Genomic DNA, 14,277 nt, shown 5'->3' on the forward strand with positions numbered 1-14,277 from the left:
GGATCAACCAAGGCCACTGCAAGCCAAAAACAAAAAGGCCACATGAAAACCTATGGGTTGTCATGTGGCCTTTTTGTTCAGTCGGGCCCTATCGAGGACGGCTGTGCCGCCCAGTGGGAGCAAGCTCCCTCGCCACGGGGTCCTCGCTTAGCCCTCCTTCTTAAACAGGCGTTCAATCAACGCTTGTCTTCAACCGTCCACTTACCGCCGTCGTAATAGGCCTTCCAGCCGGTCGGCTTGCCGTCGACTTCGGTCTGCACGTACTGCTCCTTGGTCTTGCGGCTGTAGCGAATGACCGCCGGACGCCCTTCCGGATCCTTCTGCGGTGCTTCACAGAGGAAATGGTACTTCGGATCGATCTCGTCCTTATGCGGCACGATCTCCATCACCAATGGCGCACGGGTCTCACGGTTTTTCGGGAACTGGCTGGCTGCCAGGAACAGGCCGGAGGCGCCGTCACGCAGGATGTAGGTGTCGTTGACCTTCTCGCATTTGAGCTCAGGCATCTTCACCGGGTCCATCTTCGGCGGCGCCGCGTCCCCGCTCTTGAGCAGTTTTCGGGTGTTCTTGCAGGTCGGGTTGGTGCAACCGAAGAACTTGCCGAAACGGCCGGTCTTGAGCTGCATCTCGCTGCCGCACTTGTCGCATTCCAGGCTCGGGCCTTCGTAGCCCTTGATGCGATAAGTGCCCTCTTCAATCTCGTAGCCGGCGCAGTCCGGGTTGTTACCGCAGATGTGCAGCTTGCGCTTTTCATCCAGCAGGTAGGCATCCATCGCCGTGCTGCAGATCGGGCAGCGATGCTTGCCGCGCAGTACCAGGGATTCCGACTCACCCTCGTCGTCCGCAGCGATTTCGTCGCCCGGCACCAGGTTGACGGTAGCCTTGCAGCGCTCCTTGGGCGGCAGGCTGTAGCCCGAGCAACCGAGAAACACGCCAGTCGAGGCGGTACGGATTTGCATCGGACGCCCGCAGGTCAGGCACGGGATGTCGGTCATGACCGGCTGGTTGGCGCGCATGCCGCTGTCAGGGCTTTCAGCTACTTCGAGTTTTTTCTTGAAGTCGCCATAGAATTCGTCGAGGACATTTTTCCAGTCCCGTTCGCCCTGAGCCACATCGTCGAGGTTTTCTTCCATGCCGGCGGTGAAGCCGTAGTCCATCAGGTTCGAGAAGCTCTCGGACAGACGCTCGGTGACGATGTCCCCCATCTTTTCCGAATAGAAACGACGGTTGTGCAGCGCCACATAACCGCGGTCCTGGATGGTGGAGATGATCGCGGCGTAGGTCGAAGGACGGCCGATGCCGCGTTTTTCCATTTCCTTGACCAGGCTGGCTTCGGAGTAACGGGCCGGCGGCTTGGTGAAGTGCTGGGTCGGATCGAGCTTGATCAGCTTCATCACGTCGCCCTGGGCCATGTCCGGCAGGACATCGTCATCCCCAGGCTTGGTGATTTGCGGCATGACGCGGGTGTAGCCGTCGAACTTCAGGATGCGCCCCTTGGCGCGCAGCTCGAAGTCGCCGGCACCGACGCTGACCGTGGTGGACAGGTATTGCGCCGGCAGCATCTGGCAGGCCAGGAACTGGCGCCAGATCAGCTCGTAGAGACGCTCGGCATCGCGCTCCATGCCCGACAGCTTGCTTGGCTCGGTGTTGGCATCGGACGGACGAATCGCTTCGTGAGCCTCCTGCGCGCCTTCCTTGCTGCTGTAGACGTTCGGCGTGTCCGGCAGGTACTTCTTGCCGAACTCGCTTTCTATATAAGTGCGCGCCATCGCCACGGCATCGGCCGACAGGTTCGTCGAGTCGGTACGCATGTAAGTGATGTAGCCGGCTTCGTACAAACGCTGGGCCATCATCATGGTTTTCTTCACGCCAAAGCCCAGGCGATTGCTCGCGGCCTGTTGCAGCGTGGAGGTGATGAACGGCGCCGACGGCTTGCTGCTGGTCGGTTTGTCTTCACGCTTGACGATGCTATAGCTGGACGCCTTGAGCTTCTCCAGCGCCGCCATGGCCTGGGCTTCGTTGAGCGGTTTGAAGGCTTCACCCTTCTCGCGGGCCACGTCGAAGCGCACAGTCGCGCCCTTGGCAGTGCCGAGGTCGGCGTGGACTTCCCAGTACTCTTCAGGGATGAACGCCCGGATTTCCCGCTCGCGCTCCACCACCAGCTTCACGGCCACCGACTGCACGCGACCAGCCGACAGGCCGCGGGCGATCTTGGCCCACAGCAGCGGCGAAACCATGTAGCCCACCACACGGTCGAGGAAACGCCGCGCCTGTTGGGCGTTGACCCGGTCGATATCCAGTTCGCCCGGCTGGGAGAAGGCTTCCTGGATGGCCTTCTTGGTGATTTCGTTGAACACCACGCGCTTGTAGCGGCTGTCATCCCCACCAATGGCTTCGCGCAGGTGCCAGGCAATGGCTTCCCCTTCGCGGTCCAAGTCCGTCGCGAGATAGATGGTGTCGGCATCCTTGGCGAGCCGACGCAGTTCTTCGATGACCTTTTCCTTGCCTGGGAGGATCTCGTACTTGGCTTTCCAGCCGTGTTCCGGATCGACCCCCATGCGTGAGACCAGCTGCTTGCGCGCCTTGTCTTTCGGCGACAGCGCCGGCGCTTCACCGGCAGCAGCCTTGCCGCGCTTGGCGGCTGGCTCCTTACTGGCGCTAGCCGAACCGCTGGTGGGCAGGTCTCGGATATGGCCGATACTCGACTTCACCACGTATTGGTTGCCCAGATACTTGTTGATGGTCTTGGCCTTAGCCGGGGATTCCACAATGACCAGCGATTTGCCCATGGATCAGAAAATTCCTGAATTCTAAAAAGTGAAAGGCGGTTGGCGCCTGACGCGGCACCGCTATATATAGTGGCTGCAAGGTGAGGTCAAGCGCAGGGTTGCCCGCATGCCGGCCTCAAGGCTTGGAAAAAATGCTCTCCTCGGCCTGCACCAAAGCAAAGCGTGGCACCTGTTCGCCGTCAACCTCGACGGACTCCTCGAACATGCTCAAGGGACGCACCCAAAAGCCGTAATCGCCATACAGGGCTTGATAGAAGACCACTTCCTCCTCGGTCTCGGAATGCCGCGCAATGCTGAATACGCGGTACTGCGGACCTTTGTAATGCTGGTAGAGCCCAGGTTGTATCGGCATGCTTTGGCCCTCACTCAAATCTTTTCAAAATAAAAACAAAATTCTTTTGTTACTAACCCCGAAAAAACAAAAACCGGGGCACTTGGCCCCGGCTTCCATCGACGCAACGCTTAGACGCGTTCGAAGACAGTGGCGATGCCTTGGCCGAGGCCAATGCACATGGTCGAGACACCAAAGGTGCCGCCATTCTGCTTCATGACGTTGAGCAGCGTGCCGGAGATACGCGCACCGGAGCAACCGAACGGATGACCCAGGGCGATCGCACCGCCGTGCAGGTTAACCTTCTCGTTCATCTTGTCGAGCACTTTCAAATCTTTCAGCACCGGCAGGGCCTGTGCGGCGAAAGCTTCGTTGAGCTCGAAGAAGTCGATATCGGCGATACTCAGGCCTGCACGCTTCAAGGCTTTCTGCGTGGCCGGTACTGGACCATAGCCCATGATCGCCGGGTCCACACCCGCCACGGCCATCGAACGAATCACTGCCATCGGCTGGATACCCAGGTCCTGGGCACGCTGGGCCGACATCACGATCATGCACGAGGCACCGTCGGTGATCTGCGATGAAGTACCAGCTGTCACGGTGCCACCCTTCGGATTGAAGGCCGGCTTCAGGGCCGCCAGGCTTTCCAGGGTGGTTTCCGGACGAATGGTTTCGTCGTAGTCGAACAGCTTCAGGAAACCATTCTCGTCATAGCCCTGCATCGGGATGATCTCGTCCTTGAACTTGCCTTCCACGGTCGCCTTGTGGGCGAGCTGGTGGGAACGCACGCCAAAGGCGTCCTGCTGTTCGCGGCTGATGCCGTGCATCTTGCCCAGCATTTCCGCGGTCAGACCCATCATGCCCGAGGCCTTGGCCGCGTACAGCGACATGTGCGGGTTCGGATCGACGCCGTGCATCATGCTCACGTGGCCCATGTGCTCGACACCACCGACGACGAATACGTCACCATTGCCGGTCATGATCGCCTGGGCGGCGGTGTGCAGCGCGCTCATGGACGAACCGCACAGGCGGCTGACGGTCTGGCCGGCCGCGGTGTGAGGAATCTGGGTCATCAGCGAGGCCATGCGGGCGATGTTCCAGCCCTGCTCCAGGGTCTGGTTCACACAGCCCCAGATCACGTCTTCGACTTCGTTGGGGTCGACCTTGACGTTGCGCTCCAGCAGCTTGCTGATCAGGTGCGCCGACATGTCTTCGGCGCGGGTGTTGCGGTGCATGCCGCCCTTGGAGCGGCCCATCGGCGTACGACCGAAGTCGACGATCACGACGTCTCTAGGATTCAAGCTCATAAATGTTCTCTCGCTCTAGTCGTTGGGCGCTTAACCGAAGAAGCGTTGGCCGTTCTTGGCCATTTCACGCAGCTTCGCGGTCGGGTGGTACAGCGCGCCCAGATCAGCGTACTGGTCAGCCAGGGCAACGAACTCGGCCACACCAATCGAATCGATGTAACGCAGCGCACCGCCACGGAATGGAGGGAAACCGATACCGTAGACCAGACCCATGTCGGCTTCGGCGGCGGTTTCGACAATGCCGTCTTCCAGGCAACGCACGGTTTCGAGGCACAGCGGGATCATCATCCAGTTGATGATGTCCTCGTCGGTGACGTCGCGCTGCTCGTAGACGATCGGCTTGAGCACTTCCAGCACCGACGCATCGGCGACTTTCTTCTGCTTGCCGCGCTTGTCGGTCTCGTAGGCGTAGAAGCCCTTGCCATTCTTCTGGCCCAGGCGCTTGGCTTCGTAGAGCACGTCGACAGCCGAACGACGGTCGTCTTTCATGCGGTCCGGGAAGCCTTCAGCCATGACGTCGCGACCGTGGTGGCCGGTGTCGATGCCGACCACGTCCATCAGGTACGCCGGGCCCATCGGCCAGCCGAATTTTTCCATGATCTTGTCGATGCGCACGAAGTCCACACCGGCGCTGACCAGCTTGGCGAAACCGCCGAAGTATGGGAACAGCACGCGGTTGACCAGGAAACCCGGGCAATCGTTGACGACGATCGGGTTCTTGCCCATTTTCTTGGCGTAGGCCACGGTGGTGGCAACAGCCAGCTCACTGGACTTCTCGCCACGGATCACTTCCACCAGCGGCATCATGTGCACCGGGTTGAAGAAGTGCATGCCGACGAAGTTCTCCGGACGCTTGAGGGCCTTGGCCAGCAGCGAGATGGAGATGGTCGAGGTGTTCGAGGCGAGGATGGTGTCCTCCTTGACCTTGTCTTCGACTTCAGCCAGTACCGCTTGCTTGACCTTCGGGTTCTCGACAACCGCTTCGACCACCAGGTCGACATGGCCGAAATCGCCGTAGGACAGCGTCGGACGAATGCCGTTGAGCACTTCGGCCATCTTCGCGGCGGTCATGCGCCCCTTGTCGACGCGACCGACCAGCAGCTTGGCGGCTTCGGCCAGGCCCTGCTCGATCCCGTGTTCATTGATGTCCTTCATCAGGATCGGCGTACCCTTGGACGCCGACTGGTAGGCGATGCCGCCGCCCATGATGCCGGCGCCGAGCACGGCGGCCTGCTTCACGTCACGGGCGATTTCGTCGTAGGCCTTGGCCTTTTTCTTCAGTTCCTGATCGTTGAGAAACAGGCCGATCAGGCTTTGCGCAGCCGAGGTCTTGGCCAACTTGACGAAGCCGGCGGCCTCGACTTCCAAGGCCTTGTCGCGACCGAAGCTTGCGGCTTTCTGGATAGTCTTGATCGCTTCGACCGGCGCCGGGTAGTTCGGGCCAGCTTGTCCGGCCACGAAACCCTTCGCGGTTTCGAAGGCCATCATTTGTTCGATGGCGTTGAGCTTGAGCTTTTCCAGCTTCGGCTGGCGCTTGGCCTTGTAGTCGAACTCGCCGCTGATGGCGCGCTTGATGGTTTCAAGGGCCGCTTCCTGGAGCTTGCCAGGTTCGACCACCGCATCCACGGCGCCGACTTTCAGTGCGTCTTCGGCACGGTTTTCCTTGCCGGCGGCAATCCACTCGATGGCATTGTCGGCACCGATCAGGCGCGGCAGGCGCACGGTACCGCCGAAGCCCGGGTAGATGCCCAGCTTGACTTCCGGCAGGCCGATCTTGGCCGTGGTGGCCATGACGCGGTAATCCGCCGCCAGGCACATCTCCAGGCCGCCACCCAGGGCGATGCCGTTGATGGCCACGACGGTCGGTACGTTGAGGTCTTCGAAGTCGCTGAAAATACGGTTGGCTTCGAGGTTGCCAGCGATCAGTTCGGCATCGGGCAGCTTGAAGTTGTCGACGAATTCGGTGATGTCGGCACCGACGATGAACACGTCCTTGCCGCTGCTGACGATCACACCCTTGATCGAAGCATCTGCCTTGATAGTGTCTACGGCCTGACGCAATTCATTCAGGGTTAGACGGTTGAACTTGTTGACGGACTCACCCTTGAGGTCGAATTTCAGTTCGACGATGCCACTTTCAAGAGCCTTAACCGTGATGGCTTTACCTTCGTAAATCATCAACTGATCTCCACGATATGGAAGCTGAACAGTACACGTTGGACGCTGGCCACTGGTTCGACACTGACGTTACCGTCGATGCTACGCCAATCCGCCAGGCACACCCGTCAACGCGATAGTCGGGGTCTGTAGGAGCGTTCCGAAAATACAAACGCTCAATTCATACGCCCGTTTGATTTGGGTACGTCACCTTCACGGAATTTCCGACAATTGTCAATCGCCCTAAACACGGGCGAGAACGCGACTTTACGGTCATTTCCGTACCGTACGGATCCGCAACACGGCGCCGCATGTGCAGCTATTCATAGGATCAATCATTAGAAAAATCGCCCTAATTCCAGACATATCGGGTCCAGCCGACTACGCTGTCGGGAATGCGATTGAAATTTCAGGAACGAAGGGCGCTGCGAACGCACGCCCTGACATGAGATGGATTACCGGCCTGCCTGGCCAACCGCCCGATGAGACTGTCGGGCTTTTTTATGCCTCAGGCCAGCGCCTTGAGCGTGCTGGCAATGTCTTGCAAAACACTGGCTTCGCCTTTTTCGCCCCAGTACACCGCAATCATTTGCCGGTCGGCTTCGACTTTGTAGACGTTGGCCGGCAATTTTTCGAAATGATTGAGCAAGGATTCATCCTGGCAGACTTCCCGCCACTGATTGGCCCAGACGCCCGGTGCCGTTTGCCAATAGCTCCAACAGGCCGGCTGGTTGCCTCGCCGAGGCCGATAGTACTGGGCACAGGGGTTTGGCGGCTGCTGGCCGAGCCAGTGCGGCCACTCCTGTGGCGCCAGTTGCATGGCCAGGCCCAGGCGTCGCGCTTCCATGCGCAGGGCCATGCGACCGTTCTGTACACGGGACGGACGCAACCATGCCAATGGACTTAACACCACCAACAGGATTGACAGCACTATCCAGACCGTCATATTCGTACTCCCCGATTCTGATGAGCCATTGACCCAGGTCGCCGTCAATGCGCTTGAAACCAGCCATACTTACCGTATCGCAATTCTCTGGAGTGCCTTCCATGTACTACAACCACGTTCTGGTCGCCGTTGACCTCACTGAAGAATGCGATCCGGTCGTCAAGCGCGCCCTCGCCCTTTGCGAAGGCCGAGACACCCAGCTGTCGCTGGTGCATATCGTCGAACCAATGGCCATGGCCTTCGGCGGCGACGTGCCGATGGACCTTTCCCAGTTGCAGCAGCAGCAATTCGACCAGGCCAAGGAACGCCTTGACCGACTGATCGTGAAATACCCGGCCCTGAAGAAGGAGTTCAGCCACTTGACCTACGGCCAGCCACGCCAGGAGATCCATCACCTGGCCAAGGAACAGGGTTGCGACCTGATTGTCGTCGGCAGCCATGGTCGCCATGGCCTGGCGCTTCTGCTGGGCTCGACTGCCAACGATGTGCTGCATGGCGCGCCCTGCGATGTGCTGGCAGTGCACCTGGTCAAGCGCACCTGAGCCATATACCCCTGTGGGAGCGAGCCTGCTCGCGAAAGCGGTGTGTCAGCCAACACCAATGGCGCTGATCGACCGCTATCGCGAGCAGGCTCGCTCCCACAGGGATTGGTTTCTTATCTCAATGGATCAAGCGTCCAGCTCGGCCCAGCGCTCGACCAATGCATCCAGCTCGGCCTGCAGTTGTTCCAACTGCGCGATAACCTTGGCGGTTTCGGCAGCAGGCCGCTGATAGAACCCAGCGTCGGCCATTTCGGCTTCCACCGCGGCGATCTGCTGCTCCTTCGCATCGATATCGCCCGGCAGAGCCTCCAGCTCGCGCTGCAATTTGTAGCTGAGCTTTTTCTTCGCCGGGGCCGGAGCTGCGGCGGCAACCGGCGCGGGCTCGGCCTTGACCACCGCCGAATTCAGGTCGGCCTTGCCGGACTTGCTCTCGGTGACCCCAAGCAGACGCGGCGAGCCGCCCTGGCGCAGCCAGTCCTGATAACCACCGACGTATTCACGCACCAGGCCTTCGCCTTCGAACACCAGGGTGCTGGTGACCACGTTGTCGAGGAATGCCCGGTCGTGACTGACCATCAGCACGGTGCCGTTGAAGGTCAACAGCACTTCTTCCAGCAACTCCAGGGTTTCCACGTCCAGGTCGTTGGTCGGTTCGTCGAGCACCAGCAGGTTCGCTGGCTTGCTGAACAGCTTGGCCAGCAACAGACGGGCGCGCTCACCGCCCGACAGCGCCTTGACCGGCGTACGGGCACGCTGTGGACTGAACAGGAAATCGCCGAGGTAGCTCAACACGTGACGGCTCTGGCCATCGATGTCGATGAAATCGCGGCCTTCGGCCACGTTGTCGATCACGGTCTTTTCCAGGTCCAACTGATGGCGCAACTGGTCGAAGTAGGCAACGTCGATCTTCGTACCCTCCTCCACCTTGCCATTGGTCGGCACCAGGCCGCCAAGCATCAGTTTGAGCAAAGTCGTCTTGCCGGTGCCGTTGGCCCCTAGCAAGCCGATGCGATCGCCACGCTGCAGGACCATGGAGAAGTCCTTGATCAGGAACGGGCCGCCAGGGTGGGCGAAGCTCACATTCTCAAGGACCATCACCTGCTTGCCGGACTTGTCGGCAGTATCCAACTGGATATTGGCCTTGCCGGTACGTTCACGGCGTTCGCTGCGCTCAACGCGCAAGGCCTTGAGGGCCCGCACACGGCCTTCGTTGCGGGTGCGACGAGCCTTGATGCCCTGGCGAATCCAGACTTCTTCCTGGGCCAGTTTCTTATCGAACAGGGCATTGGCGGTTTCTTCCGCCGCCAGCGCCGCTTCCTTGTGCACCAGGAAGCTGGCGTAGTCGCCGTTCCAATCGATCAGGCCGCCGCGGTCCAGTTCAAGGATGCGCGTCGCCAGGTTCTGCAGGAAGGAACGGTCGTGGGTGATGAACAGCACCGCCCCCTGGAAGTCCTTCAGGGCTTCTTCAAGCCAGGCGATGGCACCGATGTCCAGGTGGTTGGTCGGTTCGTCGAGCAGCAGCAGGTCCGGCTCGGACACGAGGGCCTGGGCCAGCAGGACGCGACGACGCCAGCCGCCGGACAACTCGGCGAGGGTCTTGTCGGCCGGCAATTGCAGGCGGCTCAGGGTGCTGTCAACCAGTTGCTGCAGACGCCAGCCATCTCGGGCTTCAAGGTCGTGCTGCACGTGCATCAACTTGTCCAGGTCGGCATCGGTGACGATGTTCTGGCTCAGGTGGTGATACTCGGCCAACAGCGCGCCGACCCCGTCCAGGCCTTCGGCGACCACGTCGAATACGGTCCGCTCGTCGGCCACCGGCAGTTCCTGGGGCAATTCGCCGATTTTCAGGCCTGGCGCGCGCCAGACCGAGCCGTCATCGGGCTTTTGATCGCCCTTGACCAGCTTCATCATGCTGGACTTGCCAGTGCCGTTGCGGCCGATGATGCACACCCGCTCACCACGGGCGATCTGCCAGGACACCTTGTCCAACAACGGCATAGCGCCGAAAGCAAGGGACACATCGCTGAATTTGAGCAGGGTCATGAGCTTCTCCAAAAACCGGGCGCGCATTCTACCTGAGATGAGGCCTCAAGGGTCCGCCAATTTCGCCACTGAAGCACTCTGCACGACAAATGTTGCGAACTTGCACCGACAGCCCTGCAAAGCTTTCGCCGGCTGCTGGCAAAAGGCTAAGCTACAGACAGTTACCCTGGGTTAACCCTTGGGCTTGTCATGTTTTTTCTGCCCGGACGTCTCATGCGCAGTCGCCTTTTCAGTGTTTTATCGTGTCTTTTTGTATGTGCCACTGCCGTTCAATCCGCTCAGGCGGTGGATATTTCCACTCAGCGCCAGTATTACAACGAGGCCAAGCGGGCCTTGGCCAAGGGTGATTCCGGCCCTTACTTTCGCTACAGCCAGGCCTTGCGCGATTACCCGTTGGAGCCCTACCTGGCCTACGATGAACTGACCGCGCGCCTCAAGAGCGCCAGCAACGCCGAAATCGAAAAATTCCTCGCCGAGCACGGTGACCTGCCCCAGGCCAACTGGATGAAACTGCGTTGGTTGCGCTGGCTGGCCGAGCGCGGCGATTGGGCGACCTTCGTCAAGTATTACGACCCCAAGCTCAACTTCACCGAATTGGACTGCCTCAACGCTCAGTACCAGCTCAGCCATGGCCTTAAGGCCGAAGGCTATGCCAATGCCGAAAAGCTCTGGCTCACCGGCAAGTCACAGCCCCAGGCCTGCGATGCGTTGTTCGGCCTATGGGCATCCCAGGGCCAGTTGACCGAGCAGAAACGCTGGGAGCGCACCAAGCTGGCCGCCCAGGCGCGCAATTATCCGCTGGCCAACAGCCTGGTCAGCGGCCTGACCACTCTCGCCCCCCGTGGCAAGTTGCTGGTGGACGTGGCGCAAAAGCCTGAGTTGCTCAACCAGCCCTCGCGCTTCAGCCCGGCCGATGAACCGATGTCCGATATCGTCAGCCTCGGCCTGCGTCGCCTGGCCCGCCAGGATCCGGAAAAAGCCATGGCGCTGCTGGATGGCTACGCCAGCACCATGCATTTTTCCCGGGATGAAAAAGTCGCGATTGCCCGGGAAATCGGCCTGACCCTGGCCAAGCGCTTCGACAGCCGCGCCTTGGACGTGATGACCAAATACGACCCGGAACTGCGCGACGACACCGTTTCGGAGTGGCGCTTGCGCCTGCTGCTGCGCCTGGCCCGCTGGGACGATGCCTACCAACTGACCCGCCGCCTGCCCGAGTCGCTGGCGAGCACCAACCGCTGGCGCTACTGGCAAGCCCGCACGCTGGAGCTGGCGCAGCCGCAAAACCCCGAGGCCCTGGCGCTCTACAAGCACCTGGCCCGTGAGCGGGACTTTTATGGCTTCCTGGCCGCCGACCGCTCCCAGTCGCCGTATTCCCTCGTCAACAAGCCACTGGTGATGAGCCAGGCGCTGATCAATAAGGTGCGCAACACACCGGGCGTGCGTCGTGCACTGGAGTTTCATGCCCGTGGGGACATCGTGGACGGACGCCGCGAGTGGTATCACGTCAGCCGGCATTTCAACCGGGACGAAATGGTCGCCCAGGCGAAACTGGCCTATGACCTGAAGTGGTATTTCCCGGCCATTCGCACCATCAGCCAGGCCAAGTACTGGGACGACCTGGACATCCGTTTCCCGATGGCCCACCGCGACACCCTGGTACGTGAAGCCAAGGTGCGTGGCCTGCATTCGAGCTGGGTCTTCGCAATCACTCGCCAGGAAAGTGCCTTCATGGACGACGCCCGCTCCAGCGTCGGCGCCGCCGGCCTGATGCAACTGATGCCTGGCACTGCCAAGGAAACCGCGCGCAAGTTCAGCATTCCCCTGGCGTCGCCTCAGCAAGTGTTGAACCCGGACAAGAACATCCAGTTGGGCGCGGCCTACCTGAGCCAGGTTCACAGCCAGTTCAACGGCAACCGCGTCCTCGCCTCGGCGGCCTACAATGCCGGCCCCGGTCGCGTGCGCCAATGGTTGCGCGGTGCCGATCACTTGAGCTTCGACGTCTGGGTCGAAAGTATTCCATTCGACGAGACCCGCCAATACGTGCAGAACGTGTTGTCATATTCGGTGATCTACGGCCAGAAGCTCAACTCGCCGCAACCGCTGGTGGACTGGCATGAGCGGTATTTCGATGATCAGTGAGTATTAGCGCAGGCTGTTACTGAGAAGAAAAAATGCCCGCCTCGAAGGAAGCGGGCATTTTTTTGCTCGGTGACTGGGTCGGTTGCTGGACCCTGTGGGAGCGAGCCTGCTCGCGATAGCGGTGTGACAGTCAGCATCTTTGTTGCTGATCAGCCGCTATCGCGAGCAGGCTCGCTCCCACATTGATCTCAACACATCAAACTCACTAAACATCCTCGCCGTGCTGATTGAACTGCAACGCCGCCAACCGCGCATACAGCGCATTGCTGGCTACCAGCTCCTGGTGAGTGCCCACGGCAACCACCTTGCCCTGGTCCATCACCGCGATCCGGTCGGCGTTTTTCACCGTGGCCAGGCGATGGGCAATGACCAGGGTGGTGCGGTTTTTCATCAGGCTAGGCAAGGCTTGCTGGATCAGGTGTTCGCTTTGCGCATCGAGGGCACTGGTGGCTTCGTCCAGCAGCAGGATCGGCGCATCCACCAACAAGGCTCGGGCGATGGCCAGGCGTTGGCGCTGGCCGCCGGACAAGCCCAGGCCGCCGTCGCCCAGGTGAGTCTGGTAGCCGTTGGGCATTTTTTCGATGAAGTCATGGGCATGGGCGATCTGCGCGGCCTCGCGCACCTGTTCGGGCGTCGCCTGCGGATTGCCGTAACGAATGTTTTCTTCGACCGTGCCGAAAAACAGCGCCGGGTTTTGTGAGACCAGGGCGAAGTGCCGGCGCAGGTCCAACGGATCGAGCTGGGTCAACGGCACGTCGTCGATCAGGATCTGCCCTTGCACCGGATCATAGAAACGCAACAGCAAGTCGTAGACCGTCGACTTACCCGCACCGGAAGGCCCGACGAGGGCCAGGGTCTCGCCGGCCTTGACGCTCAGGTCGAGACCGTCGACCGCGTAACTGTCCGGCCGGGACGGATAGGAAAAACGCACGCCTTCAAGACGTAAATCGCCGCGGACCCGCACCGGCAAGGTCACGAGTCCTGAGGCCGGCGGCTGGATGATGTTCTCCGAACGCAGCAGCTCGGCAATGCGCTCTGCCGCACCGGCCGCCCGCTGCAGCTCGCCGATCACTTCGCTCAGGGTCCCGAAGGCGCTGCCGACAATCAGGCTGTAGAACACGAACGCCGCCAGCTCGCCGCCGGAAATCCGCCCGGCGATCACATCCATACCGCCGACCCAGAGCATTACCCCCACCGCCCCCAGCACGAGCACGATCACCAGGGTGATCAGCCAGGCCCGCTGGGCGATGCGCTTGCGAGCGGTGTGGAAGGCCTGCTCCACTGTCACGGAAAAACGCTGTTCGTCCTGGACCTGATGGTTGTAGGCCTGCACGGTCTTGATCTGGCCGAGAGTTTCGGAGACGTAGCTGCCGACGTCGGCAACACGGTCCTGGCTCTCACGCGACAAGCTGCGCACTCGCCGCCCAAAGATCAGGATCGGCGCCAATACCAGCGGCAGGGCAATCACCACGATGCTGGTCAACTTGGGATTGGTGACAAACAGCAGCACGATGCCCCCCACCACCATCAAGACATTGCGCAAAAACAACGACAGCGACGAACCGATCACCGATTGCAGCAAGGTCGTGTCAGTGGTCAGCCGCGACTGGATTTCCGAACTGCGGTTGTTTTCGTAGAAGCCTGGGTGCAAGTACACCAGATGGTTGAAGACCTGCCGCCGGATATCGGCCACTACCCGCTCGCCGATCCAGGACACCAGGTAAAAACGTGCAAACGTACCGATCGCCAGCCCCACCACCAACACCATGAACAGGCCGATGGATTGATTGAGCAAGTGTGGCGAACGGGTCATGAAGCCCTGGTCCACCAACAAGCGGATGCCCTGGCCCATCGACAAGGTAATGCCGGCAGTGACAATCAAGGCCAGCAACGCGCCGGCGACTTGTTTGCGATAAGGGGCGATGAAGCCGGTGGCCAGGCGTATGGCACGGCGATGTCGAGAAGAAAGCATCAAAGGCGTCCGATAATTCAGCAGGAAAAGGCCGGCCCGCGCGGTCGA

At 60.6% G+C, this 14,277-nt stretch carries 9 protein-coding genes; 2 read left to right on the forward strand and 7 right to left on the reverse strand.

What is annotated here, in order from left to right; genetic code table 11:
• Positions 1-176: 176 nt before the first annotated feature.
• The 5 genes from topA to J3P88_RS20795 all read right to left on the reverse strand — a co-directional run bounded on the left by topA (position 177) and on the right by J3P88_RS20795 (position 7,530).
• Positions 177-2,789 carry a type I DNA topoisomerase gene (topA, locus tag J3P88_RS20775; RefSeq protein WP_413794789.1) on the reverse strand — a complete coding sequence of 871 codons (2,613 nt, stop codon included), beginning with the start codon at positions 2,787-2,789 and terminating at the stop codon, positions 177-179.
• A gap of 115 nt (positions 2,790-2,904) precedes the next feature.
• Positions 2,905-3,141, reverse strand: coding sequence for a DUF1653 domain-containing protein (locus J3P88_RS20780; RefSeq protein WP_003199644.1), 237 nt, complete (start codon positions 3,139-3,141; stop codon positions 2,905-2,907).
• Positions 3,142-3,251: 110 nt separating this feature from the next.
• Positions 3,252-4,427 (reverse strand): acetyl-CoA C-acyltransferase FadA, encoded by a 1,176-nt coding sequence (gene fadA / locus J3P88_RS20785; protein ID WP_053120718.1) that lies wholly within the window; start codon positions 4,425-4,427, stop codon positions 3,252-3,254.
• 30 nt (positions 4,428-4,457) lie between these two features.
• Positions 4,458-6,605 (reverse strand): fatty acid oxidation complex subunit alpha FadB, encoded by a 2,148-nt coding sequence (gene fadB, locus J3P88_RS20790; RefSeq protein ID WP_186705231.1) that lies wholly within the window; start codon positions 6,603-6,605, stop codon positions 4,458-4,460.
• Between the two features lie 487 nt (positions 6,606-7,092).
• On the reverse strand, positions 7,093-7,530 hold the full coding sequence (locus J3P88_RS20795) for a hypothetical protein (protein ID WP_186705232.1): 438 nt from the start codon (positions 7,528-7,530) through the stop codon (positions 7,093-7,095).
• Positions 7,531-7,631: 101 nt separating this feature from the next.
• Here J3P88_RS20795 and J3P88_RS20800 point away from each other — a divergent pair, with 101 nt between their 5' ends.
• Positions 7,632-8,072, forward strand: coding sequence for a universal stress protein (locus J3P88_RS20800; RefSeq protein WP_060738415.1), 441 nt, complete (start codon positions 7,632-7,634; stop codon positions 8,070-8,072).
• A gap of 126 nt (positions 8,073-8,198) precedes the next feature.
• Here the strand turns inward: J3P88_RS20800 and J3P88_RS20805 are convergent, their stop codons facing one another.
• Complete coding sequence (locus J3P88_RS20805; protein WP_186705233.1) at positions 8,199-10,115, reverse strand: ATP-binding cassette domain-containing protein; 1,917 nt, start codon at positions 10,113-10,115, stop codon at positions 8,199-8,201.
• 213 nt (positions 10,116-10,328) lie between these two features.
• Here J3P88_RS20805 and J3P88_RS20810 point away from each other — a divergent pair, with 213 nt between their 5' ends.
• Complete coding sequence (locus J3P88_RS20810; protein WP_186705234.1) at positions 10,329-12,257, forward strand: transglycosylase SLT domain-containing protein; 1,929 nt, start codon at positions 10,329-10,331, stop codon at positions 12,255-12,257.
• A 205-nt stretch (positions 12,258-12,462) separates the two neighbouring features.
• Here the strand turns inward: J3P88_RS20810 and J3P88_RS20815 are convergent, their stop codons facing one another.
• The gene (locus tag J3P88_RS20815; RefSeq protein ID WP_434571369.1) at positions 12,463-14,229 is read right to left on the reverse strand and encodes an ABC transporter transmembrane domain-containing protein; all 1,767 of its coding nucleotides are present in this window, start codon (positions 14,227-14,229) and stop codon (positions 12,463-12,465) included.
• Between the last annotated feature and the right edge of the window lie 48 nt (positions 14,230-14,277).

The organism is Pseudomonas sp. Z3-6, from assembly GCF_051131985.1.
GTDB lineage: Bacteria > Pseudomonadota > Gammaproteobacteria > Pseudomonadales > Pseudomonadaceae > Aquipseudomonas > Aquipseudomonas zanjanensis.

Bases quoted from the DNA above. Each gene is read 5' to 3' on its own strand.
- J3P88_RS20800 (WP_060738415.1), top strand. From the start codon at position 7,632: ATGTACTACAACCACGTTCTGGTCGCCGTTGACCTCACTGAAGAATGC.
- J3P88_RS20805 (WP_186705233.1), bottom strand. From the start codon at position 10,115: ATGACCCTGCTCAAATTCAGCGATGTGTCCCTTGCTTTCGGCGCTATG.
- J3P88_RS20810 (WP_186705234.1), top strand. From the start codon at position 10,329: ATGCGCAGTCGCCTTTTCAGTGTTTTATCGTGTCTTTTTGTATGTGCC.
- J3P88_RS20780 (WP_003199644.1), bottom strand. From the start codon at position 3,141: ATGCCGATACAACCTGGGCTCTACCAGCATTACAAAGGTCCGCAGTAC.
- J3P88_RS20795 (WP_186705232.1), bottom strand. From the start codon at position 7,530: ATGACGGTCTGGATAGTGCTGTCAATCCTGTTGGTGGTGTTAAGTCCA.
- J3P88_RS20815 (WP_434571369.1), bottom strand. From the start codon at position 14,229: ATGCTTTCTTCTCGACATCGCCGTGCCATACGCCTGGCCACCGGCTTC.
- topA (WP_413794789.1), bottom strand. From the start codon at position 2,789: ATGGGCAAATCGCTGGTCATTGTGGAATCCCCGGCTAAGGCCAAGACC.
- fadB (WP_186705231.1), bottom strand. From the start codon at position 6,605: ATGATTTACGAAGGTAAAGCCATCACGGTTAAGGCTCTTGAAAGTGGC.
- fadA (WP_053120718.1), bottom strand. From the start codon at position 4,427: ATGAGCTTGAATCCTAGAGACGTCGTGATCGTCGACTTCGGTCGTACG.